Raw genomic sequence first — 22,721 nt, 5'->3', positions numbered from 1 at the left:
GTCCCCGTCCCCGCTCCCGGGCGCCTACCGCCAGTTCTGGGCGATCATCGCGATGCCCGCGACCTCGGTGGTGTCCCAGTTGCCGCCGCGGGGAAGCCCCGAGACCCGTCCGTCGATCGAGAAGCTCGCACCCTGGACCTTCGGGCTGTTCGTCTGCTTCGCCTTGAGCCCGTGGAACGAGAAGCTCGTGTTCCACGTGCCGGCGAGCCCCGTCCGACCGGACGAGTCGCCGACCTTGATCGAGATGTCGTTCACCTGCGAGTGCACGACGTCACCGTTGAGTCGGGCGTTCGCCTCGGCGTTGAAGAAGAGCCGACCGTCGAGGTTCAGGGCGATCGTGCCGACCGTGCGGTTGTTGAGGATGACCGACGCGACGTCGTTCTTGTACCAGCGCAGCCCGACCGACGTCTTGCTGTGCGAGGCGCCGCCCATGTAGCCGTACGTGAACTTGCCGTTCTGCACCCGCTCCCAGATGAACCGGGGCTGCCCCTTGCTCACGGACGAGGCGGTGTCGGACTGGATCCCCACGGCGAACGCGTTGTTGTGGGCGTCGTGGACGTTGATGTACGACGAGTACCCGGTGCCCGAGCCGCTCTCGATGAGGTGCGCGGTGTACTGGACGTAGGGGTTGCCGCGCGGGACGGGCGACGCTGCCGAGGCAGCCGTCGCCGGGGCGAGCAGCGCGACGGTGAGCGCGGTGGCTCCCGCGAGGGGGAGCGCGAGACGGCGCAGACGCTTGGTGAACATGTCCTGATCCTCTCCGGTGGTCGATCGACCGTGCTCCCGGTGCGGAGCGGGGAAACGGTACGTCGAAGTCGGCGAGCGCAACAGCCCCCGTGCGTGATCCGGCGAACCGGCGACCGGGCAGGCGGACGCCCCGCACTGTCAGTACACTTGGCGCGATATGGCTGAGTACATCTACCAGATGGTCCGCGCCCGCAAGGCGGTCGGCGACAAGCTGATCCTCGACGACGTCACGATGTCGTTCCTCCCCGGCGCCAAGATCGGCGTCGTCGGGCCGAACGGTGCGGGCAAGTCGACGATCCTGAAGATCATGGCGGGTCTCGACCAGCCGTCCAACGGCGAGGCGAAGCTCACCCCGGGCTTCACCGTCGGCATCCTCATGCAGGAGCCCGAGCTCGACGAGTCGAAGACGGTGCTCGAGAACGTGCAGGAAGGCGTCGGCGAGATCCACGCGAAGATCACGCGCTTCAACGAGATCTCCGCGCAGATGGCCGAGCCGGACGCCGACTTCGACGCGCTCCTCGCCGAGATGGGCACCCTGCAGGAGGACATCGACGCGGCGGACGCGTGGGACCTCGACTCGCAGCTCGAGCAGGCCATGGCCGCGCTCCAGTGCCCCCCGGGGGACGAGCTCGTCACGCACCTGTCCGGTGGTGAGAAGCGTCGTGTGGCGCTCTGCAAGCTGCTGCTCCAGAAGCCGGACCTGCTCCTCCTCGACGAGCCCACCAACCACCTCGACGCCGAGTCCGTCCTCTGGCTCGAGCAGCACCTGCAGCAGTACCACGGTGCAGTCCTGGCCGTGACCCACGACCGGTACTTCCTCGACCACGTCGCACAGTGGATCGCCGAGGTCGACCGCGGTCGTCTCTACCCGTACGAGGGCAACTACTCGACCTACCTCGAGAAGAAGCGTGCCCGGCTCGAGGTCCAGGGCAAGAAGGACGCCAAGCTCGCGAAGCGCCTCTCCTCGGAGCTCGACTGGGTCCGCAGCAACACGAAGGGCCGCCAGGCGAAGTCCAAGGCGCGTCTCGCCCGCTACGAGGAGATGGTCACCGAGGCCGAGCGCACGCGCAAGCTCGACTTCGAGGAGATCGTGATCCCCGTCGGCCCGCGCCTGGGCTCGCAGGTCATCGACGCCGAGAAGCTGCACAAGCAGTTCGGCGAGCGCATCATCATCGACGACCTGTCCTTCACGCTGCCCCGCAACGGCATCGTCGGCGTGATCGGCCCGAACGGCGTCGGCAAGACCACGCTGTTCAAGACGATCGTCGGGCTCGAGCCCCTCGACGGCGGAACGCTGAAGATCGGCGAGACGGTCGACATCTCGTACGTCGACCAGAGCCGCGGTGGCATCGACCCGAACAAGAACCTGTGGGAGGTCGTGTCCGACGGACTCGACTACATCCAGGTCGGCAAGACCGAGATCCCGTCGCGTGCGTACGTGTCGCAGTTCGGGTTCAAGGGTCCGGACCAGCAGAAGAAGGCCGGGGTGCTCTCCGGTGGTGAGCGCAACCGTCTGAACCTGGCGCTGACGCTCAAGCAGGGCGGCAACCTGCTGCTCCTCGACGAGCCGACGAACGACCTCGACGTCGAGACCCTCGGCAGCCTCGAGAACGCGCTGCTCGAGTACCCGGGTTGTGCCGTGGTCATCACGCACGACCGGTGGTTCCTCGACCGCATCGCGACGCACATCCTCGCGTGGGAAGGCCTGAACGAGGACGGCACGCCGAACTGGTACTGGTTCGAGGGCAACTTCGAGGCGTACGAGGAGAACAAGATCGAGCGGCTCGGCGCCGACGCGGCCAAGCCGGGTCGGGCGACGTACCGCAAGCTCACCCGCGACTGACCGTGGCGCGGTTGCACGCTCCGGTCCGCATGCGGTGGAGCGACATCGACGCCTACGGTCACGTCAACAACTCCGCGATGCTGCGCCTCCTGGAAGAGGCGCGCATCGTGGGGTTCTGGGGACCCGACCCCGAGGAGCGCGCTCCGGACGGGTCGGTCCCGGAGCCGATCATCGACGGGCGGCCGGGTTCCGGCACCATGACCGTGATCGCGGCGCAGCGCCTCGAGTACCTCGCGTCGATCCCGTACCTGCGGCAGCCGCTCGACATCCAGATGTGGATCGGGCGGCTCGGCGGCGCGAGCATCGACGTCTCGTACGAGGTCTGGTCGCCGGCCGGGCACGAGCCCGCGGTGCTGTACACCCGGGCGACGACCGCGCTCGTGATGGTCGACGCCGTCAGCAACCGTCCGCGTCGGCTGACCGAGGCCGAGCGGGACGCGTGCGCCGCCTACGTCGAAGCCCCGGTGGAGTTCTCCCGCCCGTAGGACGGACTGCAGCACCGTCGGCCGGGTCAGCGCGGGACGCGCATCATCCCCTCCTGCGCGACCGAAGCCAGCAGCCGTCCGTCCGGCGAGAACATCCGCCCGAACGCGAGTCCCCGACCGCCCTGCGCGCTCGGGGACTCCTGCGTGTAGAGCACCCACTCGTCGGCCCGGCCGTCACGGTGCCACCACATCGCGTGGTCGAGGCTCGCGCTCTTCACACCGGGGGTGCCCCAGGCCACCCCGTGACGCCGCATGATCGGCTCGAGGATGGACAGGTCGCTCGCGTAGGCGAGGACGGCACGGTGCAGCGCCGGGTCGGCGGGGAGGTCGCCGTCGACCCGGAACCACACCGCCTGGTGGGCGATGTGCTCGCCCTGGACGTCGACGAACACCGGGCCCTCGACGTGCCGCAGGTCGATGGAGCGTTCGGCCCACGCCCGAGCGACCGGGTGGTCGATGGCCGACAGGATCGACGCGGCCGAGGGCAGGGACTCCGGTTCGGGCACGTCGACGGGGAACGGGTCCTGGTGCTCGACGCCGACGTCCGGGCGCTGGAACGAGGCGATCATCGAGAAGATCGGCACACCGCGCTGGTAGGCCTGCACCCGCCGCGCGGCGAACGATCGCCCGTCGTGGATGCGTTCCACACCGAAGGTGATCGGGACGTCGATGTCGCCGGGGCGGAGGAAGTAGCCGTGCATCGAGTGGATGTCGCGGTCCTCGATGGTGGCTTGCGCGGCGACGATGCACTGCGCGAGCACCTGCCCGCCGAACACCCGGCCGCCGGGGGACCAGTGGCTCGCGCCGGTGAGGATCGTCTCGCCGGTGCTCGCGCCGGTGTCCTCGAGTCTGAGGGTCCGCAGGAAGTCCGGTTCGCCGTTCACACCGAGCAGTCTACGAACGCCCCGGCGCCGAGCCGTGCCCGGTAGGCTGCTGGGTGACATGGGCACCTCGTTCACGCTTCCCGACGCAGCCTCCCTCGGGGACCTGCGCACCTACCTCGGACGGGCCGCCCGCATCGAGGACGGCTCCGTCCGACTCATCGCGGACTCCGGCGTCCTCGCGGTCTACACCGCGATCCTCTACCCGCTCGGGCTGCTCGACGAACTGCCGACGGTCCTCGGGCTGCGGACGTTCTCGCTCGCGCAGCCGGCGACCGTCGACGCGGTCGTCCCGCTGGCCTCGCTGCAGGAACGTCTGCGGCTGCTCGCCGAGGCGCACGACGCCGAGCACGCCGACGGTGCCGACCCCACCCGGGCGACCCCGATCGAGGTGGAGCTCCCGCTCGAGGTCCACACCGTCACCTGGGCAGCGATCTCGCCGCCCCGCGGTGGCTGGGTCCCGCTGCCCGACGTCTCGCCGGAGCTCCTCCGCCGTGCCGCGCGCGACGGGATCGCCGAGGTCGCCGACGCCGTCCCGACGAACGCCGGCGAGGCCATCGTCCGCAAGGTCCGATCAGAGGTCTGGGGCCGTCCGGTCGCGGGCATCGAGCACGTCCCCGCCGGCGCCGGCTTCGCGGGGGAGAGCCTCGGCTTCCTCGGCCACGACCCGGTGCGGCTCTTCGAGACCGGCCCGTGGAGCCGCCTGACCACCTCGCGCGGGCACGTGCTCGTCAAGCGTCGCGCCTGGACCCTCAACTCGTAGGCAGCCGGTTCCCGGACCGGGCGTGGTTGGCTGGCTCCATGCACGTCTTCCTCACCGGCGCGTCCGGGTACATCGGTTCCTCGGTCCTCCGCGCACTCGTCGCCCACGAGCACGAGGTCACCGCCCTCGTCCGCACGGACGAGAAGGCACAGGCGGTCCGCGACGCGGGCGGCCGCGCCCTCGTCGGTGACGTCACCGACACCGACGTCGTCCGCCGGCTCGCACACGAGGCGGACGCCGTCGTGCACACGGCCTCGGCCCAGGGCATCGACGCGGACTTCATCGCGACCGTGCTCGCCGCGCTCGAGGGCACCCCGAAGCCGTTCGTGCACACCGGCGGGATCTTCACCTTCGGCGACTCGACCGACATCTCCGAGCAGTCGCCGCTGTCGCCGCCGGCACTCACCGCCTGGCGCGCGCCGAACGAGGCGACGGTGCGGGCGAGCAGCGTCCGGACGACGATCATCGCCCCCGGCATCGTGTACGGCCGCGGCGCCGGCATCCCCGCGATGTTCGTCGGGGACGGCGAGCACGAGGTCCGACTCGTCGGTGACGGTTCGCAGCGCTGGACGACGGTGCACACCGACGACCTCGGCGAGCTCTACGTCCTCGCCCTGCACCGCGGTGAGCAGGACGGCTACGTCGTCGCGGCCACCGGGGACAATCCGACGGTCCGCGAGATCGCGGAGGCGGGAGCGCACGGTTCGCCGATCGTGGCCGAGAGCGTCGACGCCAGCCGCGAGCGCCTCGGCACCGAGTACGCCGACGCGCTGCTGCTCCACCAGGAGGCCTCGGGTGCCCATGCGCGCAGCGCGTTCGGGTGGAACCCGACCCGGCCCCCGCTCGTCGAGGACCTCGCCGACGGCTCCTACGTCCGCTGACGCGACCGGTGACGGACTGGAGGGACGGCGCCAGCTGGCACCGCGCCTCCAGTCCGTCATCCGCGCACGTCCGTCAGTCGAACGTGTTCGTCATGGCGTGTGCCGCCCGGTCGAGGTAGGCCCAGAGCTCTGCCTCGTCGAGGGGCGCGAGCTGGAGGGACTCGACCGCCTCGCGCATGTGGTGGAGCCAGCGCTCGCGGGCCTCGGACGTGATCCGGAACGGCATGTGCCGCATCCGCAGGCGGGGGTGGCCGCGTTCCTCGCTGTAGGTCCCCGGGCCGCCCCAGTACTGCTGCAGGAAGGCCGAGAGACGCCAGATCGCCCCCTCGAGGTCGTCCGCCGGGTACATCGGCCAGATGACGTCGTCCTGCTGCACGCCCTCGTAGAAGCGCCGGACGAGCCGGTCGAAGGTGGGTGCGCCGCCGATGCGCTCGTAGAGGGAGCCGGTGGCCGAGGCGCCGTGCTCGCCGACCCGCAGCGTGATCGGTTGTGCGGGCGGGGTGGGGTCGGTCATCGCGGGTCCTTCCCGGCGTCGGGGTCGTCGGTCTGGATCGGCTGACCGAGGACGTTCTTGCGGCCGCGCCGGGGCTTGGTCGGCGCCGGCGTCGGCTGGGTCCGCACGGTGCGCAGACCGTTGATCGAGGTCGCGTTCTCCCACCCGGCGGGCATGATCATCGCCATCGCGGGCAGGGTCACGCCGAGTTCGTCGACGGCGTGCTTCAGTCGGACGCGGAGCTCGCGGCCGACGACGTCGAGCTCGGACGCCCGCGTCTTCACGACGAGCCGGAACACCATGCCGGCGTCCGTGATCGACTGCAGGCCCCAGATCTCCGGCTTCTCGACGATGCGCTGGCGCCACCGGGGCTCCTGCGACATCGTGACCGCGGCCTTGAGGAGGGCGTCCTGCACGGCGTCGATGTCGGTGTCGTACGGGACCGTGATGTCGACGAGGACGCGCGACCAGCCCTGGGAAAGGTTGCCGACGCGCAGGATCTGCCCGTTCGGCACGAACCAGAGGATGCCGTTCACGTCGCGGATCTGCATGACCCGCAGCCCGACGTTCTCGACGACGCCGGTGGCCTGGCCGGTGTCGACGACGTCGCCGACGCCGGCCTGGTCCTCGAGGATCATGAACACGCCGGAGAGCAGGTCGCGCACGATGCTCTGTGCGCCGACCGCGAGCCCGGCGGCGACGAGCGAGGCGCCACCGACGATCCCGACGGCCGCGTTCGGGATGACGAGCGGGATGATGACGACGAGTGCGAGCACGACGACGATCACCGTCGCGAGGTTCTCGAGCACGCTGCCGAGGGTGCGGGTGCGCTGGACGACGCGGGCGGTCTGGATCGGCGACGCGATGAGTGCCTGCGTGTCGGTCGCGCCCTGACGCTTCTTCACGCCGTTCACGACGCGGTCGACGACGCCCTTGATCGAGTGCCGCAGGATGATCCGCAGGACCAGCGCGGCGAGGATCGTGATGACGATCGTGATCGGGACGTGCCAGGTGTCGACGAACTCGCCGAACGTCTGCGAGACGGCCTCTGCCGGGCCTGACGGGGTCGGGGAGGGAACTGCAGCCAAGATCATGATCCGGTCGATGCTAGAGGGCGGGGCCCTGGTGTCCGCTGGGGAACGCCAGGACCCCGCCGATCCTCATCCGAGACTCAGGCGTCCGCCGCCTGGACCCGCAGGGCACGCTCGGTCCCCGCCAGGCTCTCGGACACGATGCGACGCAGCGCCGGGGTCTCCGGGTGCGCCTCGAGCCACGCGACCGCGGCGTCCCGCAGCTCGGCCGACGCGAGCGGCGCCGGGTAGAGCCCCGAGACGATGGTGTCAGCCATGTGGTAGCTGCGCTCGGCCCAGATGCGCGTGAGCACGTCGAAGTACTTCGGGACGAGCCCCTCGAGCACGACCGGGCTGTTCACGTGCTGGTACCCGACCGTGGTCTGGCGCACGATCGCGTTGGGCAGCTCGGACGAGTCCACGAGCGACGAGAACGCGGCGAGCTTGCCCTCGGCCGTGGGGATCGTCGCACGGGCACGCGCGGCGGCCTGCTCGCCCGACGCGGTCTTGTCCGCAGCGAGCTCGGCGTCGACCTCGGCGCCGGAGGCGGCACCCGCGAGCACGAGGCCCTCGAGCAGCTCCCAGCGCAGGTCGGTGTCGATCTCGAGCCCGTTCAGCGTCACCGAGCCGTCGCGCAGGCCGCTCAGGGTGGCCACGTGCTCGGGCGTGGAGGCGATCTGCGCGAAGAACTTCACGAACTGGAACTGCGCGTCGGAACCGGCCTCGGCGCTCGACGCGAGGTTCCAGAGCGTGTCGCCGACGGTGCGCACGGTCTGGTCGACCTTCGCCGGCGCGACGTAGTTGCGCGCGGTCAGGAGCAGCTGCGAGAGCGTCGTGCGGATCGTGGTCGACTCGGTCTCGGTGGCGATGTTGCCGAGCACCAGGCGGACGTAGTCGCTGGCGGGCGACTCGGCGTCACGCGTGGCGTCCCACATCGCGCCCCACACGATCGAGCGGGCGAGCGGGTTCGCGATCGAGGCGAGGTGCTCGATGGCGGTCCGGCGCGAGTGCTCGTCGAGACGGATCTTGGCGTAGGCGAGGTCGTCGTCGTTGAGGAGCACGAGGTCGCCGCGCTGCACGCCGACGAGCTCCGGGACCTCGGTGCGGGCACCGTCGACGTCGATCTCGACGCGGTGCACGCGCTCGAGCTTGCCGCCGGAGGACGCGGTGTCGGCGCCGAACGGTGCGTCCGCGTCCTGCGTGACGGCGTAGACGCCGATCGCCAGGCGGTGCGGACGGAGCGTCGGGTAGTCGGCCGGCGCTTCCTGCAGCACGGCGAACGACGTGATCGCGCCGGACTCGTCGACCTCGATCTCGGGGCGGAGCGTGTTCACCCCGGCGGTCTCGAGCCAGGCCTTCGACCACTCGGAGAGGTCACGGCCGCTGGTGGCCTCGAGCTCGACGAGCAGGTCGCGCAGCTCGGTGTTCGAGTGGTGGTGCTTCTTGAAGTACGCCGAGACGCCCGCGAAGAACGCGTCGATGCCGACCCACGCCACGAGCTGCTTCAGGACGGAGCCGCCCTTGGCGTACGTGATGCCGTCGAAGTTGACCTGGACGTCCTCGAGGTCGTTGATCGTCGCGACGATCGGGTGCGTCGAGGGGAGCTGGTCCTGGCGGTAGGCCCAGGACTTCTCCATCGCCTGGAACGTGGTCCACGCCTCGGTCCACTCGGTGGCCTCGGCCGTGGCGATCGTCGAGGCCCACTCGGCGAAGGACTCGTTGAGCCACAGGTCGTTCCACCACTTCATGGTGACGAGGTCGCCGAACCACATGTGGGCGAGCTCGTGCAGGATCGTGACGACCCGGCGCTCCTTGATGGCGTCGGTCACCTTCGACCGGAAGACGTAGGTCTCCGTGAAGGTGACGGCCCCGGCGTTCTCCATCGCGCCGGCGTTGAACTCCGGCACGAACAGCTGGTCGTACTTCTCGAAGGGGTACGGGACGTCGAACTTCTCCTCGTAGTAGGCGAAGCCCTTCTTCGTGGTCTCGAAGACGTACTCGGGGTCGAGGTACTCGGCCAGCGACTTCCGCGCGAAGACGCCCAGCGGGATGGTCCGACCGTCGCGGCTCGTCAGTTCGTCGCGAACGACCTCGTACGGGCCGGCGACGAGCGCGGTGATGTAGCTCGAGATCTTCGCCGTCGGGGGGAAGGCCCACGTGGCGATGTCGCCGTCGACGTGCGGCTCGGGCGTGGGGGAGTTCGAGACGACCTGCCACCGGGACGGCGCCGTCACGGTGAAGGTGAACTCGGCCTTGAGGTCGGGCTGCTCGAACACGGCGAACATGCGACGCGAGTCGGGCACCTCGAACTGGGAGTACAGGTACACCTCGTCGTCGACCGGGTCGACGAAGCGGTGCAGGCCCTCGCCCGTGTTCGTGTAGAGCGCGTCGCTGACGACCACGAGCTCGTTCTGCTCCTGCAGGCCGTCGAGCTGGATACGGACCCCGTCGTTCACGGCGGCGACGTAGAGCGCCGTGCCGTTCAGCGTGATCGAGTGCACCGACTTCGTGATGGCGTCGATGAACGTGGACGCACCGGCGGTGGCGGTGAAGCGCACCCGCGTGGTGCTGCCGAACGTCTCGGCACCGCGGGTCAGGTCGAGCTCGACGTCGTACGTCTGCACGTCGACGATCGCGGCACGTTCCTGGGCTTCGATTCGGGTGAGGTTCTCTCCGGGCACGGACGCTCCATCTTCGCGGTTGCACACGGACGGTCCTTGTCCGCGTGAGGGGGTCCCGGCACGGCGTCGTGCACCGGCGGGACGGTCGCCTCCAGCCTAGCGAGCACGCGTACGCTCGCATCCGTGACCGACACGACTGTGGACAAGACGACCGCCGACCGCACCGCTGTGGAGTTCTGGTTCGACCCGAACTGCCCCTGGGCCTGGATGACGAGCCGCTGGGTCGGCGAGGTCGCCCGGCACCGCGACCTCGACGTCACCTGGAACGTGATGAGCCTGTTCGTCCTCAACGAGGACCAGGACGTCCCGGACACCTACCGCGAGCGGCTCGTGGCCGGGCAGGTCTACCCGCGCATCGTGACCGCGGCACGGCTCCGCCTCGGGCAGGAGATCGTCAAGCCGCTCTATGACGCGCTCGGCGAGCACATCCACCACCGCCAGGAGCAGGACCCGGAGCAGGTCGTGCCGGCGGTGCTCGCGGAGCTCGGCCTCGACGCCGACCTGCTCGAGTACGCCTGGACGGACGAGGTCGACCAGGCCGTCCGCGCCAGCCACCAGGACGGCATCGACCGGGTCGGCCAGGACGTCGGCACGCCGGTCATCGCCGTCGAGGGCACCGCCTTCTTCGGCCCGGTCATCTCGCCGGCGCCGAAGGGCCAGGAGGCGCTCGACCTGTGGGACGGCGTCGTCGCGGTCGCCAAGTACCCGGGCTTCTTCGAGCTCAAGCGCTCGCGGACCGTCGGACCGATCTTCGACACCACCGACTGACGTCGGCCCGGCGGGGGCGTCACCCGGCGCGGATGGTCGCCGCACAACCGGAGTGCACCCGAACCACGACAACGTCCGGTTCGGATGCACTTTCGTTGTGCGCCGTCACGCGCCACGACCACGGGGACCGTCCGGTCGGCACCCGGCGCGGATGGTCGCCGCACGACCGGAGTGCACCCGAACCGCGGGAACGTCCGGTTCGGATGCGCTTTGGTTGCGCGCGGGGGCCAGGAGGCGCGGCGCGCGTCCGCCCCGCCGGCCCGGCTCAGGCGAGCGGCAGCCGCATGAGCGTCAGGTCGAGCCAGCGGTCGAACTTGCGTCCGACCTCGGGCACGACGGCCACCGTGTCGAACCCGAGCTTGGTGTGCAGCGCGATCGACCCGGCGTTCTCGCTGCAGATCCCCGCCATCAGGACGTGCCGCCCCTCCGCCCGTGCCCGTGCGACGAGGGCGTCCATGAGCACGGTCGCGATGCCCCGCCCGCGGAACGCCTCGACGACGTACACGCTGTGCTCCACCGTCAGCCGGTACCCCTGGTGCGGCCGCCACTGCGAGTACGTCGCGTAGCCGGCGACCTGCCCGCCGACCTCGGCGACGAGGACCGGCCAGCCGTCGGCGCGACGCTCGGCGAGCCAGCCGTCGAAGTACGAGCGCGGGTGCGGCTCCTCCTGCCAGATGGCGGTGGAGTGCAGGACGGCGTCGACGTGCAGCGCGTGGACGACGTCGAGGTCGCGCGGCTCGCACTCCCGGACGGTGACCGGACCCGACCCGTTCGTCGCATATGCTGTCGTCATGTCTCACATCGTAGACGCACCAGAGTCGGAACCGGAAACGGCGGACGACGCCGACCAGCGACGGCTCGGCGAGCGCCTGCAGCGCCTGCGCACGGAGCGGAAGTGGAGCCTCACCGAGCTCGCCGAGGAGTCCGGGGTCTCCCGTGCCATGATCAACCGCGTCGAACGCGGGGTGTCGAGCCCCACGGCGACCATCCTCGGGCGGCTGTCGGGAGCGTTCGGACTCACGGTCTCACAGCTCCTCGACGAGTCCCTCGACCACGAGGTGCCCCGGGCGACCGATCCCGACGACGCGCGGGGCGTCCAGCGCGGCGCGACCGCCGACTCCTGGACCGATCCCGAGACCGGGTACCGGCGTCGACCGATCTCGAGTGCGGCCTTCCCCGCGGACGTCACCGAGGTGCGCCTCCCGTCCGGCCGCGAAGTGGCCTACCCGGCGTCCGCCTACGCGTTCCTGCGCCACTGCATCTGGGTGGTCGACGGCGTGCTCGAACTCGTCGTCGGCGGCGAGCCGACGCGGCTCGCCGCGGGGGACCGCATCGAGCTCGGGGACCCCGCCGACGTCGTCTACCGGAACCCGGGCGAGGAGCCCACGCGGTACGTCGTGGTCGTGGTCCGGGGGCAGTAGCCGCAGGAATAGGATCGATCCCATGCGCATCCACCTCGGAACGGACCACGCCGGCCTCGAGTTCAACAAGACCCTCGCCACGCACCTGACGGAGGCCGGGCACGAGGTGGTGGACCACGGTCCGACCGAGTACGACGCGCTCGACGACTACCCCTCGTTCTGCATCAACGCCGCGCACGCCGTGGTGCAGGACCAGCGTGCGGGCGTCCAGGCGCTCGGTGTCGTGTTCGGGGGGTCCGGCAACGGCGAGCAGATCGCCGCGAACAAGGTCGAGGGCGTCCGCGCCGCGCTCGTGTGGAACGAGTCCACCGCGCTCCTCGCCCGCCAGCACAACGACGCCAACGTCATCTCGATCGGCGCCCGCCAGCACACCGAGGACGAAGCGATCCGGTTCGTCGACCTGTTCATCGCCGAGCCGTTCTCGGGCGAGGAGCGTCACGCCCGCCGCATCGCGCAGCTCGCCGAGTACGAGACCACCGGCCTGATCGCCGGCAAGCAGATCGACCAGTAAGGCCGAGTAGACAAGAGCAATGCCCGAGGGTCACTCCGTCCACCGCATCGCCAACCAGTTCACCCGGCACTTCGTCGGCAAACGCTGCGAGGTGTCGAGTCCGCAGGGACGGTTCGCCGCCGGTGCCGCCCAGCTCGACGGCACGCGCATGGTCGCTGCCCGGGCCGTCGGCAAGCAGATGTTCCTCGAGTTCGAGGGCGACCGGTTCCTGCGCGTCCACCTCGGCCTCTACGGGGCGTGGGACTTCGCGGGGGACCTCTCCACCGCCGGGGCGCTGTCGGACGACGACGGCGAGGAGTCCCTGACGTCGATCGGCGCTCCCCGTCTCGCCCGCTACCGGATGGCCGAGCAGGAGAAGGTCGAGGACCCGATCGAGGCGTTCCCGCCGGACCCCGTCGGGCAGGTTCGCGTGCGGCTGCTCACCGAGGACACGGTCGCCGACCTCCGCGGTCCGACGGCGTGCGTCGTCGAGGACCCGGCCGGCGTGCAGAAGGCGCTCGACAAGCTCGGCCCGGACCCGATCAACGACGACGGCCCCGAGGCCGAGAAGACCTTCGTCGACAACGTCCGGAAGCGGAACGTCGCGATCGGCCAGCTGCTCATGGACCAGGCCGTCGTGAGCGGCATCGGCAACATCTACCGCGCCGAGCTGCTGTTCCGGCAGCGCATCGACCCCTACAAGCCGGGCAAGCAGCTCACCGTCAAGCAGGCGAAGGCGCTCTGGCACGACTGGTCGAAGCTCCTGCACGAGGGCGTCCGCGACGGCCTCATGCTCACCATGGACGGCCTGTCGAAGAGCGAGCACGCGAAGGCCGTCCGGTCCCGGAAGGACCGGCACTGGGTCTACCACCGCCAGGGCGAACCCTGCCGGGTGTGCGGCACCGAGATCCGGATGGCCGACATGGCCGGCCGGAAGCTCTACTGGTGCCCGAAGGACCAGAAGTAGCGCGGGTCACACGTCGCGGTACGTGAACCGTCCGGCGATCGCGGTCGCCAGCACCCGGGCTCGCCGGAGCGGCCCGGACCCGGTCGCCGCGAGCGGATCCGCCTCGAGCAGCACGAGGTCCGCGACGTCGCCGACGGCCACCCCGACCCGACCGCCCTCGGTCGACCCGCGCCAGGCCGTCAGCACGCCGAGGCGTTCGGCCGGGTGCCACGGCTCGCGGCCGTCCCGGTCGCGTCCGACGGCCGCGGCCATCGACACCCATGGGTCGAGCGGCGCGACCGGCGCGTCCGAGCCGAGCAGCAGCCGGGCACCAGCACGGTCGAGGGACGCGAACGGGAACGCCCGGTCGGTCATCCCGGCCCAGTAGCGGTCGGCGATGTCGCGGTCGTCCATCGCGTGCTCGGGCTGCACGGACGCGGCCACCCCGAGCCGCGCGAACCGCTCCAGGTCGGTGTCCGCCAGCAACTGCGCGTGCTCGATCGTGCCGCGTGCGCCCACCGCCTCGAAGACGTCGAGCGCGAGGGTGTTCGCCCGGTCGCCGATCGCGTGCACCGCGGGGACGAGTCCGGCGTCGACCGCCCGACGGACCATCGCCACGAGGTCGTCGAACGACCACACGAGCACGCCGTCGCCGGAGGCCGTCGCCGCCGTCCGGGTGCCGAGCGAGCCGTCGGTGATCACCTTGAACGGGCCCGTCCGGACGAGCCCGCGAGTGCCCTCGACGACGTCGCCGGTGCGGAGTCCCCGTCGGATCGCAGCGTCGAGGTCGGCCGGGTAGACCCCCGAGTCGACGCGGAGGCCGTCCGTGCCGGCCTGCACACGACGGGTCCAGCGGTCGAGTCCGAACGTCATCTCGAGGTCGGTCACCCGGGTCACGCCGCGGGCGGCGGCCGCCTCGACGGCGTCGGCGACGAAGCCGTCGAGCACCTCGTCCGGCACGCGGGAGAGCGCGCCGGTCACGTCGAACGCGTCCTGCTCGCGGAGCACCCCGTCGTCGCCGGCGACGAGCGGGCGGCCGACGATGCCGGAGAAGTGCTCCAGCGCGGCGGCGTTGCACCAGACGGCGTGCAGGTCACCGCTGATGACGACGATCGGGAGGCGCGGCTCGATCCGGTCGAGCAGCGCACGTCGTGCAGGGCGGGGCCACATCCCGTCGCGGTAGCCGTGGCCGATCAGGACGCGGTCCGCCACACCGGTGCGTGCCACCTCCGCCAGCAGGTCGGCGGTCGCCTCCGCCGAGTCGCAGGCCGACACGTCGACGCGACGGCGGACGAGGGCCCACTGGTCGAAGTGCACGTGGTGGTCGACGAGCCCGGGGCCGAGCCAGGCGCCGGCCGTCTCGACGACGTCGGTGTCGGCGTCCGTGGGGTCGAGCGTGCCGGCCGGCGCGATCTCGGTGACCAGCCCGTCGACGATCCGGACGTCGGACGGGGCGCCGGACGTGCCCACCCGTCGGACGGTGCGGAGCAGGACCTCGTTCACCGCGCCTCCGGGGCTGCCGCGCGTGCCGCGTGGGCGCGCTCCATCTCGTCGGCGAGTGCCGGCGAGGCGTACGGACCGTCGCCGCGCAGCCCCGCGACGATCCGGTCCACCACCTCCGGTGCCTTGTTCTGGGAGAGCTTCGCGCGGGCGTCGAACCGGGTGACGCGGATGCGGATCCCCACGGCGCCCTTCGCCATCCAGCGTGCCGTCTCCTCGTCGACCTCGAGGGAGACCGGCTCGGGCATCACCCGCTCGAAGTGGTCGACGAGTTCGCCGAGGACGCGGAAGTTCTCCTCGTCGGACAGGATCTCCGGCGTGCCCCAGCAGTGCGCCGTCACGTGGTTCCAGGTCGGCACGAACTGCTCCGGCGGGTACCAGGCGGGCGAGACGTAGCCGTGCGGGCCCTGGAACACGACGAGCACCTCGTGTCGACCGAGTTCGTGGGCCACCTCGTCCGGGCGGCCGACGTGCGACACCAGGACGAGCTCGTCGGGGTCGGCAGCGCCGCCCGGTGCGGGCGTCTCGAGCAGGAACGGGTAGTGCGACGCGACCAGCCAGGCCTCGGTGTGCGAGACGATCGTCGCCCACGGGTTGCCCCCGATCAGGCGTCGCACCTCGTCGACGTCGGTCATCAGGAAGTGCGGTGTGTGTCGCATGCCCGCCAGCGTGGCACATGCGAGGGTGGAGGGCATGTCGAACCGCGCTGCGTACGAGACCGTCCTGCCCTACGTCCGCGAGTGGATCGCGTACAAGGTGTGGCAACTCCGGATCCCCGGCGTGCAGGTCGCGATCGGCTACGACGACGAGGTCCTCCTCGACGAGGCCTGGGGCTACGCCGACGTCGAGGCCGGCCGGCGCCTCAGGACGACGGACCTGTTCCGCATCGCCTCGCACTCGAAGACCTTCACCGCGACCGCGCTCCTGCAGCTCGCCGAGCGGGGCTCACTCCGGCTCGACGACACGGTCGGCACGTACGTCCCCGCACTCGTCGACGGCGGCTCGCCCCTCGCCGACGCGACCCTCCGCGAGCTCATGGAGATGGGCGCCGGGGTCATCCGGGACGGCCACGACGGCGACTACTGGTCGCAGCTGCGCCCCTTCCCGGACGAACAGGAGCTCCTCGCGCTCGTCCTCGACCGGGGCCAGAAGGTCCCCGCAGGCTCGTCGTTCAACTACTCGAACCTCGGGTACTCGCTGCTCGGACTCGTCATCGCGGCGGTCTCCGGGCAGTCCTACGGCGACTTCGTCCGCGAGTCGATCACCGAGCCGTTGGGGCTGCGGAACACCGGTCCCGACTGGGACCCCGCCCGCGCGGACGACTTCGTGGTCGGCTACTCCGGGTTCCACACCGCGCGCACCCGGCACCGCCTCGACCACGTCGACACGCGAGCGATGGCTGCGGCGACGGGGTTCCACGGCACGGCGTCCGACCTCGTCCGGTACTTCTCGCAGCACGTCATCGGCCACGGCACCCTGCTCGACGACCACTCGAAGCGGCTCGCCCAGCGGAAGGCGTGGAGCGCCACGGAGGACCCGGCAGCACGCGGGTACGGCGCCGGGTTCATCGTCGACCGGATCGGCGGGCGAGAGGTCCGCGGCCACTCCGGCGGGTTCCCCGGGCACATCACGCAGTCGCTGTTCGACCCCGCGTCCGGGCTCGTCGTCTCCGTGCTGACGAGCGCGGCGGCCGGCCCCGCGACGCTCATCGCCACCGCCATCGTGCAGTTCCTCGACGCAGCGGCCGACGCGGACGCCCCGGGCACCCCGGTGCCGGCCGATGTCGACACGAGCACGTTCACCGGCCGCTTCGCGAACCCCTGGGGTGTGAGCGACATCGCCCGGATCGGTGACCGGCTCGTCGAGGTCGACCCGTCCGCACCCGAGCCGCTCGTCACCCCGACGCGGCTCGAGGTCGTCGACGCGGACACGCTCCGGATGACCCACGGCAACCGGTTCGGGTCGATCGACGAGGACGTGACGTACCGCCGCGACGCCGACGGCTCCGTGCTGTCGATCCGGGCCGGCGGCGGCATGACGTCGGAGCCGTGGACGATCCCGGTGGAGACGCCGGAGGTCGCCGCGGGTCTGGTCTGAGCGGGGGACCGGTCCGGGTCAGCGGACCTCGCCGGAGGACCAGAGCGACCCCGCGCCGGTGCCGACCGGGCGGAGCAGGGGCACGGCGACGAGGACGGCCGCCGCGAGGAACGCGACCGCCTGCAGCACACCGGGGACCGCGTACACGACGGTGAGGACCTCCTGCGCGGTGGAGGGCGGCGGGACCGTCTGCGACAGCAGGGACACGACGAACCACAGCGCCGCGGCGATCGTCACGACCCAGCCGAGCACGCGCTGCGGTCCACGCAGACCACGGATGGTCAGCACGCCGAACGCGACCATTGCCGCGCGGGCGACCCAGTAGAGGGCCGCGGCGACCGGCCCCGGGACGGCCCATGCGAGGGCGAACGCGAGCACGGCGACGGCGAACGCGAGGGCGCGGCGGTCCCGGGAGCGCAGCGCGGCCACGAGCACGACCGCTCCGCAGACACCCGCCACCACCGTGGCGACGAGCCGCAGTGCCGGTGGGCCGAAGGCGAGGACCGCCGACGCGTCGCTGAGCCCCTCGACCCCGAAGACGAGTGCTGCGACCGTGGCAGCCGCCGAGACGACCCGGACCCCCGTGGTGTTCCCCATGGCCACACGGTACGCCGGTGCGGGGGATAACCCCACCTCCGGTTCGGGAGGGGGCAGGATGGGGGATCGAGCCGGTGATCGCGAGGCTTGGTGTCATGACCGACACCGCCCGCCTCGACCAGGCCGAGACCGTCCCGCTGCACGACTCCGTCCCGCCAGGAGCCACCGAACCGATGCCCGCACAGCCGAACCAGACGCCCCCGACGTGGTCCTCGACGCCGCCCGCGAGCGGCCAGGGCCCGAGCGTCCCGCCGGCACACCCGACCTCGCCCGGTGGGTCCGGATCGGGCACGGGCATGACCGCCGGTGCGTTCTACCGCGAGGCGTGGAAGCGCCTGCCGCGCGACTTCGGCTACATGGCACTGACGGCGGTGCTGCTCTGCACGCTCTACGCCGCGTTCCCCGCGGCGATCTTCGGCGGCGGCTTCCGCGACCTCTTCAACCCGTTCGTCCTGCTGATGTTCTTCATCGCGCTGTTCGTCGCGCGGTGGCTCGGCCAGTTCGAGAAGCTCCGCATCGGGTGGGCCGACGACCGCCCGATCCGACCGGTCGACTGGACGCCCCGGTGGCAGCAGAACTGGTGGACGCGCACGGGCTCGGCCGTCGCCAACCCGCACTACTGGCTGTACCTGCTGCACGCGGCGGTCGTGTACCCGATCGCTGCGCTCTGCACGGTGGGCGCCGGCGCACTGCTCCTCGCCGGCTTCCTCTGGCCGATCGGGCTCGCCGGGGTCGCGTTCGTGAACGGCATGAGCGCGCAGTACTTCGGGTGGGACATGACGTCCGTCGTGGGCTTCGGGTTCCTCGGACTCCTGTCGATGGCCGCCTCGGTGGTGCTCTTCCCGCTGTGGGCCCGCGGTTCCGTGATCGCGCACTTCTGGATCGACTTCGGTCTGCTCGGCGGGTTCCGTGCGGAGCAGCTCGAGCGTCGGGTCGCCGGGCTCCAGGCCTCCCGTGCCGGCGCCGTCACCGCCGAGGGCCAGGCACTCCGCCAGATCGAGCGCGACCTGCACGACGGCCCGCAGCAGCGACTCGTCCGCCTGCGCATGGACCTGTCCGCGGCCGAGCGTGCCTTCGACAAGGACCCGGCGAAGGCGAAGCAGCTCATCGGCGAGGCGTCGGAGCACGCCCAGGACGCCCTCGACGAACTGCGTGCACTCTCCCGCGGGTTCGCACCGCCCATCCTGCTCGACCGCGGGCTCGTCGCCGCGCTCGAGGCCCTCGTCGCCCGGACCCCGATCCCCGTCGGCCTCGACGTCCGCCTGCCCGACGGGCTCGAGCTCGCGACCGAGATCCAGCGCAACGTGTACTTCACGGTGAGCGAGCTGCTGACGAACACCACGAAGCACGCCGGTGCCTCGACCGCCGGGGTGTACCTCGGACTCGTGGTCGACGCCTCCGGACTCTGGTACCTCACGGTCAGCGTCACCGACGACGGCCGCGGTGGGGCCCGCCCGCAGGAGGGACACGGCATCGAGGGGCTGATGGGTCGGATGCGCGCCCTCGACGGCGAGCTGACGGTCTCGAGCCCCGAGGGCGGTCCGACCGAGGCGACGGCACGGATCCCGCTCGGCGCCCTGAACGGCGTGCCCACGACGCGTTCGTGAGCCCCCGGGAGCGTCCGCGCTCCCACTAGGCTGGTCGGCATGAGCGACGGCCTGGATGCAGCACGCATCCGGGCCGTCGTCGTCGACGACGCCGTGCTCCTGCGCGAAGGACTCTCGCGCGTGCTCGACGAAGCGGGCATCGACGTCATCGGGCAGTACGCCGACGCCGACTCCTTCCTCGCCACGCTCCCCGACGGTGCCCCCGACGTCGTGGTGATGGACGTGCGGATGCCGCCGACCTTCACCGACGAGGGCGTCCGCGCAGCCGTCGAGACCCGGCGCCGGGCTCCGCGCACCGGCGTGCTCCTGCTGTCCCAGTACGTCGAGGCCACCTACGCCGAGGACGTCCTCGCGGCGGGCGCGACCGGCATCGGCTACCTGCTCAAGGACCGCGTCACCCGGCTCGAGGAGATCGACGACGCCGTCCGCCGCATCGCCGCCGGCGGCACCGTCCTCGACCCCGAGGTCGTCACCCAGCTCATGAGCCGCCGCCGTGACCCGCTCGCAGCGCTCACGCCGCGCGAGCGCGACGTCCTCGGGCTGATGGCCGAGGGTCGCACCAACGCCGCGATCGCCCGCGCGCTCGTGATCGGCACCGGCGCGGTCGAGAAGCACGTCTCGAGCATCTTCGGCAAGCTCGCGCTCGAGGACACGGGCGAGGACCACCGTCGGGTCCTCGCCGTGCTCGCCTACCTCGGGTGACGGCGCACCGGTGAACCGCGTCCCGGCGCCGCTCCTCGCCCTCGCGGCGATGGTGTCCGTGCAGCTCGGCGCCGCGATCGCGAAGACCCGGTTCGACGACGTCGGCTCGGTCGGTGCCGCCACACTGCGGCTCGTCATCGGGGCCGTCGTCCTCGCGCTCGTCGTCCGGCCGCGCGTCCGGCACTGGACCCGGCAGCAGTGGCTCGGTGCGATCGGCCTCGGGCTGGCGCTCGGCGGCATGAACGTCTTCATCTACGTGGCGTTCGCGAGCATCCCGATCGGGGTCGCGGTGACGATCGAGTTCCTCGGCCCGCTCGCCCTCTCCCTCGTGCACACCCGACGGTGGCGCGACGTGCTCTGGGCGGTGCTGGCGCTCGCCGGGGTCGTGCTGCTCGGGGTCGGTCCGGCGGCGGTGACCGCGGTCGGCGGAGTCGTGTTCGCTGTCCTCGCCGCGGTGTGCTGGGCGGGCTACATCGTCATGAACCGGCACGTGGGCGCCGCGATCCCCGGCGTGGACGGGCTCGCCGTGTCGATGCTCGTCGCGATGCTCGTGTCGCTGCCGTTCGGGCTCCGGTCGGCGGTCGACGGGGTCGTCCGTGAACCGGTGCTCCTCCTCGTGTTCGGCGGCGTCGCCGTGCTGTCGAGCGTCCTGCCCTACGCGCTCGAGATGCTCGCGCTCCGGCGGATGCCGACCCGTGTCTTCGGGGTGCTGCAGAGCCTCGGGCCGGCGATCGCGGCCCTCGCGGGCCTGCTGATCCTGCACGAAGCGCTCGCGCTGCTCGAGGTCGTCGCCCTCGCGTGCGTCACCGCCGCGAGCGTGGGCGTGACGCTGTCTGCGCGTCGTGGTCGGGGCGGTCGAACGGGAGGCGCGGATCCCGTTCCGTGAGTCAAGAACGTGTGCCGCGCCTCCGGAAAGACCGTCTACTCGTCGCGCAGGAAGTCCGCGTACGTGGGCTCCGTGTGTTCACCCGTCAGCAACGCCGGGTCGTTGACCCGTCGTTCGACGTAGGCCGCGATGACCTCGGGTGGGGTGAGCACGTGGGCGACCCAGGACGGCACCTCGCTCTTCTTCATGGTGCCTCCTCCCAGTGTCAGCACTCGGACCGAATGTCTCGATCAGTGAGTTACTTGCTGTACCGGTGTTCCGTAAACGATCCTCGCCATGTCCGGGCAAGTCAATGCGGCGGTGCGTTCTGCGGACTGCGCCGCGTCGCATCCGCGCGCAGGGTGCGGTGCTTCACCGCGGACCGCCACACCCACGCGTTCGCCTGCTGCCCGAACTGCGCCCACTCGACGAGGACGGCGTCGCGGGTCCAGCTCTTCGCGAAGGCCTTCACGCGGACGTGGAACGTGGGGAACTGGACCCACGCCCAGACCGGCACGGGGGTGACGGCGTGGCAGACGTCCGGACCGCGGGCGTCCTCGGAGAGGGAGTAGGCGCGCGGACGCTCGACCTCCGGGTGTTCCGGGGGCTGCCACCGGTTCTCGCGACGCCGTCCCACGAGAGTATTCGAACGTGTGTTCGAACCGGCGTCAAGTCGGCCGCGCTGCCCGTGCGCACGCGGCGCCCGGGATCGGCGTGTCGACGTGCCTGCGCCGCAGGCGGGTCAGGGGCGCACGCGGCCGGTCGACTCGCGCACGCTCAGCGTCAGCGACGGCCCCGGGCGCGACGGCAGCGGCGAGCCGGCGTCGATCTGCTCGCGCAGGAGCGTCGCCGCCCGCTGCCCGAGCTCGACCGTGTCACGCGTGAGCGAGGTGATCGACGGCCGCACGAGCCGGACCATCGCCGAGTCGTCGAACGACACGATCGAGACATCGCCCGGCACGCGCACGCCCATCTCGCTCGCCACGCCCAGCCCGGCGACCGCGAGCACGTCGTTGTCGTACACGATCGCGGTGGGGCGGACGCTCCGGGAGAGCAGGGATCTGGTCGCGCTCGCCCCGGCCTCGGCGGAGTAGTCGGTCGGGATCGACACGGCGTCCTCGAGCCCCTCGGCCGCGGTGAACTCGCGGAGGCGATCGATCCGCATCGCCGTGTGCTCGAACTCCGGTCGTCCGGCGACGTGCGCGATCCGCCGGTGCCCGAGCGCGTGCAGGTACCGCAGCACGGTGTCGGTCGCGTCGGAGTCGTCGATCCAGACCGTCGGTGCCGCGGGCTCGGCCGAGGGGTGCGACCCGACGACGACGGTGGGCATCCCGAGCTCGGTGAGCAGCGTGAGCCGGTCGTCGTCGCGGCGGGGGTCGATCACGATCACGCCGTCGACCCGGTGTCCGCGCCACCAGTCCCGGTAGGTCTGGAGCTCCTCGGCGGCGTCCCGCGCGACGAGGAGGTTCATGCCGACGTGACTGCCGGCGAGCCCGAGCTGGATGCCCGAGATGAGGTCGCCGAAGAACGACTCGGTGCCGAGCGTCCGGGCCGGCCGGTTCAGCACGAAGCCGATCGACCCGGCTTTCGCACCGCCCAGGGCGCGTGCGGCGGTGTGCGGCTGCCAGTCGAGTTCGCGGGCGATGGCCTGCACCCGCGCGCGGGTCTCGTCGGACACGCCGGGGCGGTCGTTGAGCGCGAACGAGACGGCGCTGATGGACACGCCGGCTCGTGCGGCGATGTCGGCGATCGTCGTACGACGGTTCTGGGCCACGGGGTTGACTATAACGCTTTAGTCGGAAATCATCGCTCCATTCACACGGATCGGTGACGGGGACTGAACCGGTTCAGCATGACGCGCACCACGACGAAGGAGTCACGAGC

The 22,721-nt window shown here is 71.3% G+C and carries 24 protein-coding genes; 12 read left to right on the top strand and 12 right to left on the bottom strand.

Annotated elements, in window-relative coordinates; all coding sequences use genetic code 11:
* Positions 1–24: 24 nt before the first annotated feature.
* Positions 25–747 (bottom strand): hypothetical protein, encoded by a 723-nt coding sequence (locus tag BIV01_RS01795; protein ID WP_070416604.1) that lies wholly within the window; start codon positions 745–747, stop codon positions 25–27.
* Positions 748–904: 157 nt separating this feature from the next.
* Between BIV01_RS01795 and ettA the strand changes: the two genes are divergently transcribed.
* Positions 905–2,590: an energy-dependent translational throttle protein EttA gene (ettA, locus tag BIV01_RS01790; protein WP_070416603.1), complete on the top strand. Its 1,686-nt coding sequence runs from the start codon at positions 905–907 to the stop codon at positions 2,588–2,590.
* Positions 2,591–2,619: 29 nt separating this feature from the next.
* The gene (locus tag BIV01_RS01785) at positions 2,620–3,075 is read left to right on the top strand and encodes an acyl-CoA thioesterase (protein WP_071301762.1); all 456 of its coding nucleotides are present in this window, start codon (positions 2,620–2,622) and stop codon (positions 3,073–3,075) included.
* Positions 3,076–3,101: 26 nt separating this feature from the next.
* On the opposite strand, the gene BIV01_RS01780 is transcribed toward BIV01_RS01785, so the two are convergent.
* Positions 3,102–3,959: an acyl-CoA thioesterase gene (locus tag BIV01_RS01780; protein WP_071295908.1), complete on the bottom strand. Its 858-nt coding sequence runs from the start codon at positions 3,957–3,959 to the stop codon at positions 3,102–3,104.
* Between the two features lie 58 nt (positions 3,960–4,017).
* Here BIV01_RS01780 and BIV01_RS01775 point away from each other — a divergent pair, with 58 nt between their 5' ends.
* Both BIV01_RS01775 and BIV01_RS01770 read left to right on the top strand, forming a co-directional pair.
* Positions 4,018–4,719 carry a hypothetical protein gene (locus BIV01_RS01775; protein WP_071301729.1) on the top strand — a complete coding sequence of 234 codons (702 nt, stop codon included), beginning with the start codon at positions 4,018–4,020 and terminating at the stop codon, positions 4,717–4,719.
* Between the two features lie 38 nt (positions 4,720–4,757).
* Positions 4,758–5,600 (top strand): NAD(P)H-binding protein, encoded by an 843-nt coding sequence (locus BIV01_RS01770; protein ID WP_071301728.1) that lies wholly within the window; start codon positions 4,758–4,760, stop codon positions 5,598–5,600.
* A 73-nt stretch (positions 5,601–5,673) separates the two neighbouring features.
* Here the strand turns inward: BIV01_RS01770 and BIV01_RS01765 are convergent, their stop codons facing one another.
* The 3 genes from BIV01_RS01765 to pepN form a co-directional block, all read right to left on the bottom strand.
* Positions 5,674–6,114, bottom strand: coding sequence for a globin (locus BIV01_RS01765; protein ID WP_229085056.1), 441 nt, complete (start codon positions 6,112–6,114; stop codon positions 5,674–5,676).
* Positions 6,111–7,187: a mechanosensitive ion channel family protein gene (locus tag BIV01_RS01760; protein ID WP_071301727.1), complete on the bottom strand. Its 1,077-nt coding sequence runs from the start codon at positions 7,185–7,187 to the stop codon at positions 6,111–6,113. Before BIV01_RS01760 ends, BIV01_RS01765 begins: the two co-directional genes overlap by 4 nt.
* Positions 7,188–7,264: 77 nt before the next feature.
* A complete protein-coding gene (gene pepN / locus BIV01_RS01755) occupies positions 7,265–9,844 on the bottom strand; it encodes an aminopeptidase N (protein ID WP_071301726.1) in 2,580 nt (859 codons plus the stop codon).
* A gap of 207 nt (positions 9,845–10,051) precedes the next feature.
* Between pepN and BIV01_RS01750 the strand changes: the two genes are divergently transcribed.
* The gene (locus BIV01_RS01750) at positions 10,052–10,612 is read left to right on the top strand and encodes a mycothiol-dependent nitroreductase Rv2466c family protein (RefSeq protein ID WP_217637385.1); all 561 of its coding nucleotides are present in this window, start codon (positions 10,052–10,054) and stop codon (positions 10,610–10,612) included.
* A 265-nt stretch (positions 10,613–10,877) separates the two neighbouring features.
* On the opposite strand, the gene BIV01_RS01745 is transcribed toward BIV01_RS01750, so the two are convergent.
* Positions 10,878–11,405: a GNAT family N-acetyltransferase gene (locus BIV01_RS01745; protein ID WP_071301725.1), complete on the bottom strand. Its 528-nt coding sequence runs from the start codon at positions 11,403–11,405 to the stop codon at positions 10,878–10,880.
* On the opposite strand from BIV01_RS01745, the gene BIV01_RS01740 reads away from it, so the two are divergent.
* Genes BIV01_RS01740 through BIV01_RS01730 form a run of 3 tightly spaced genes read left to right on the top strand, consistent with a single transcriptional unit; the run spans position 11,404 to position 13,490 of the window.
* On the top strand, positions 11,404–12,033 hold the full coding sequence (locus BIV01_RS01740) for a helix-turn-helix domain-containing protein (RefSeq protein ID WP_083413707.1): 630 nt from the start codon (positions 11,404–11,406) through the stop codon (positions 12,031–12,033). The genes BIV01_RS01745 and BIV01_RS01740 overlap by 2 nt on opposite strands.
* A 22-nt stretch (positions 12,034–12,055) precedes the next feature.
* A complete protein-coding gene (locus BIV01_RS01735) occupies positions 12,056–12,544 on the top strand; it encodes a ribose-5-phosphate isomerase (protein WP_070416594.1) in 489 nt (162 codons plus the stop codon).
* 19 nt (positions 12,545–12,563) lie between these two features.
* Positions 12,564–13,490: an Fpg/Nei family DNA glycosylase gene (locus tag BIV01_RS01730; protein ID WP_070416593.1), complete on the top strand. Its 927-nt coding sequence runs from the start codon at positions 12,564–12,566 to the stop codon at positions 13,488–13,490.
* Positions 13,491–13,496: 6 nt separating this feature from the next.
* Here the strand turns inward: BIV01_RS01730 and BIV01_RS01725 are convergent, their stop codons facing one another.
* The gene (locus BIV01_RS01725) at positions 13,497–14,972 is read right to left on the bottom strand and encodes an amidohydrolase (protein ID WP_071301724.1); all 1,476 of its coding nucleotides are present in this window, start codon (positions 14,970–14,972) and stop codon (positions 13,497–13,499) included.
* Positions 14,969–15,628: an FMN-binding negative transcriptional regulator gene (locus BIV01_RS01720; protein WP_071301723.1), complete on the bottom strand. Its 660-nt coding sequence runs from the start codon at positions 15,626–15,628 to the stop codon at positions 14,969–14,971. Before BIV01_RS01720 ends, BIV01_RS01725 begins: the two co-directional genes overlap by 4 nt.
* Positions 15,629–15,662: 34 nt before the next feature.
* Between BIV01_RS01720 and BIV01_RS01715 the strand changes: the two genes are divergently transcribed.
* Positions 15,663–17,066 carry a serine hydrolase domain-containing protein gene (locus BIV01_RS01715; protein WP_071295900.1) on the top strand — a complete coding sequence of 468 codons (1,404 nt, stop codon included), beginning with the start codon at positions 15,663–15,665 and terminating at the stop codon, positions 17,064–17,066.
* 18 nt (positions 17,067–17,084) lie between these two features.
* Here the strand turns inward: BIV01_RS01715 and BIV01_RS01710 are convergent, their stop codons facing one another.
* Entirely contained in the window at positions 17,085–17,663 is a 579-nt protein-coding gene (locus tag BIV01_RS01710; protein WP_071301722.1) for a hypothetical protein, read from the bottom strand.
* Positions 17,664–17,758: 95 nt separating this feature from the next.
* On the opposite strand from BIV01_RS01710, the gene BIV01_RS01705 reads away from it, so the two are divergent.
* Genes BIV01_RS01705 through BIV01_RS01695 form a run of 3 tightly spaced genes read left to right on the top strand, consistent with a single transcriptional unit; the run spans position 17,759 to position 20,858 of the window.
* Complete coding sequence (locus BIV01_RS01705; protein WP_071301721.1) at positions 17,759–19,270, top strand: sensor histidine kinase; 1,512 nt, start codon at positions 17,759–17,761, stop codon at positions 19,268–19,270.
* Between the two features lie 39 nt (positions 19,271–19,309).
* Positions 19,310–19,972, top strand: a complete 663-nt coding sequence (locus tag BIV01_RS01700) for a response regulator transcription factor (RefSeq protein ID WP_071301720.1) — start codon at positions 19,310–19,312, stop codon at positions 19,970–19,972.
* A gap of 10 nt (positions 19,973–19,982) precedes the next feature.
* The gene (locus BIV01_RS01695; protein ID WP_083413706.1) at positions 19,983–20,858 is read left to right on the top strand and encodes an EamA family transporter; all 876 of its coding nucleotides are present in this window, start codon (positions 19,983–19,985) and stop codon (positions 20,856–20,858) included.
* Positions 20,859–20,893: 35 nt separating this feature from the next.
* Here the strand turns inward: BIV01_RS01695 and BIV01_RS19595 are convergent, their stop codons facing one another.
* The 3 genes from BIV01_RS19595 to BIV01_RS01685 form a co-directional block, all read right to left on the bottom strand.
* Positions 20,894–21,046, bottom strand: coding sequence for a hypothetical protein (locus tag BIV01_RS19595; protein WP_156794738.1), 153 nt, complete (start codon positions 21,044–21,046; stop codon positions 20,894–20,896).
* Between the two features lie 101 nt (positions 21,047–21,147).
* Positions 21,148–21,474: a hypothetical protein gene (locus tag BIV01_RS01690; RefSeq protein WP_071301719.1), complete on the bottom strand. Its 327-nt coding sequence runs from the start codon at positions 21,472–21,474 to the stop codon at positions 21,148–21,150.
* A 105-nt stretch (positions 21,475–21,579) separates the two neighbouring features.
* The gene (locus BIV01_RS01685; RefSeq protein ID WP_083413705.1) at positions 21,580–22,611 is read right to left on the bottom strand and encodes a LacI family DNA-binding transcriptional regulator; all 1,032 of its coding nucleotides are present in this window, start codon (positions 22,609–22,611) and stop codon (positions 21,580–21,582) included.
* Positions 22,612–22,721: the final 110 nt, after the last annotated feature.

It is taken from the genome of Curtobacterium sp. MCBA15_013 (assembly GCF_001865095.1).
In the GTDB taxonomy this organism is placed as follows: domain Bacteria; phylum Actinomycetota; class Actinomycetes; order Actinomycetales; family Microbacteriaceae; genus Curtobacterium.
Note: the sequence above shows the minus strand (reverse complement) of the source record. Positions and strands in the feature narration are given on the sequence as shown.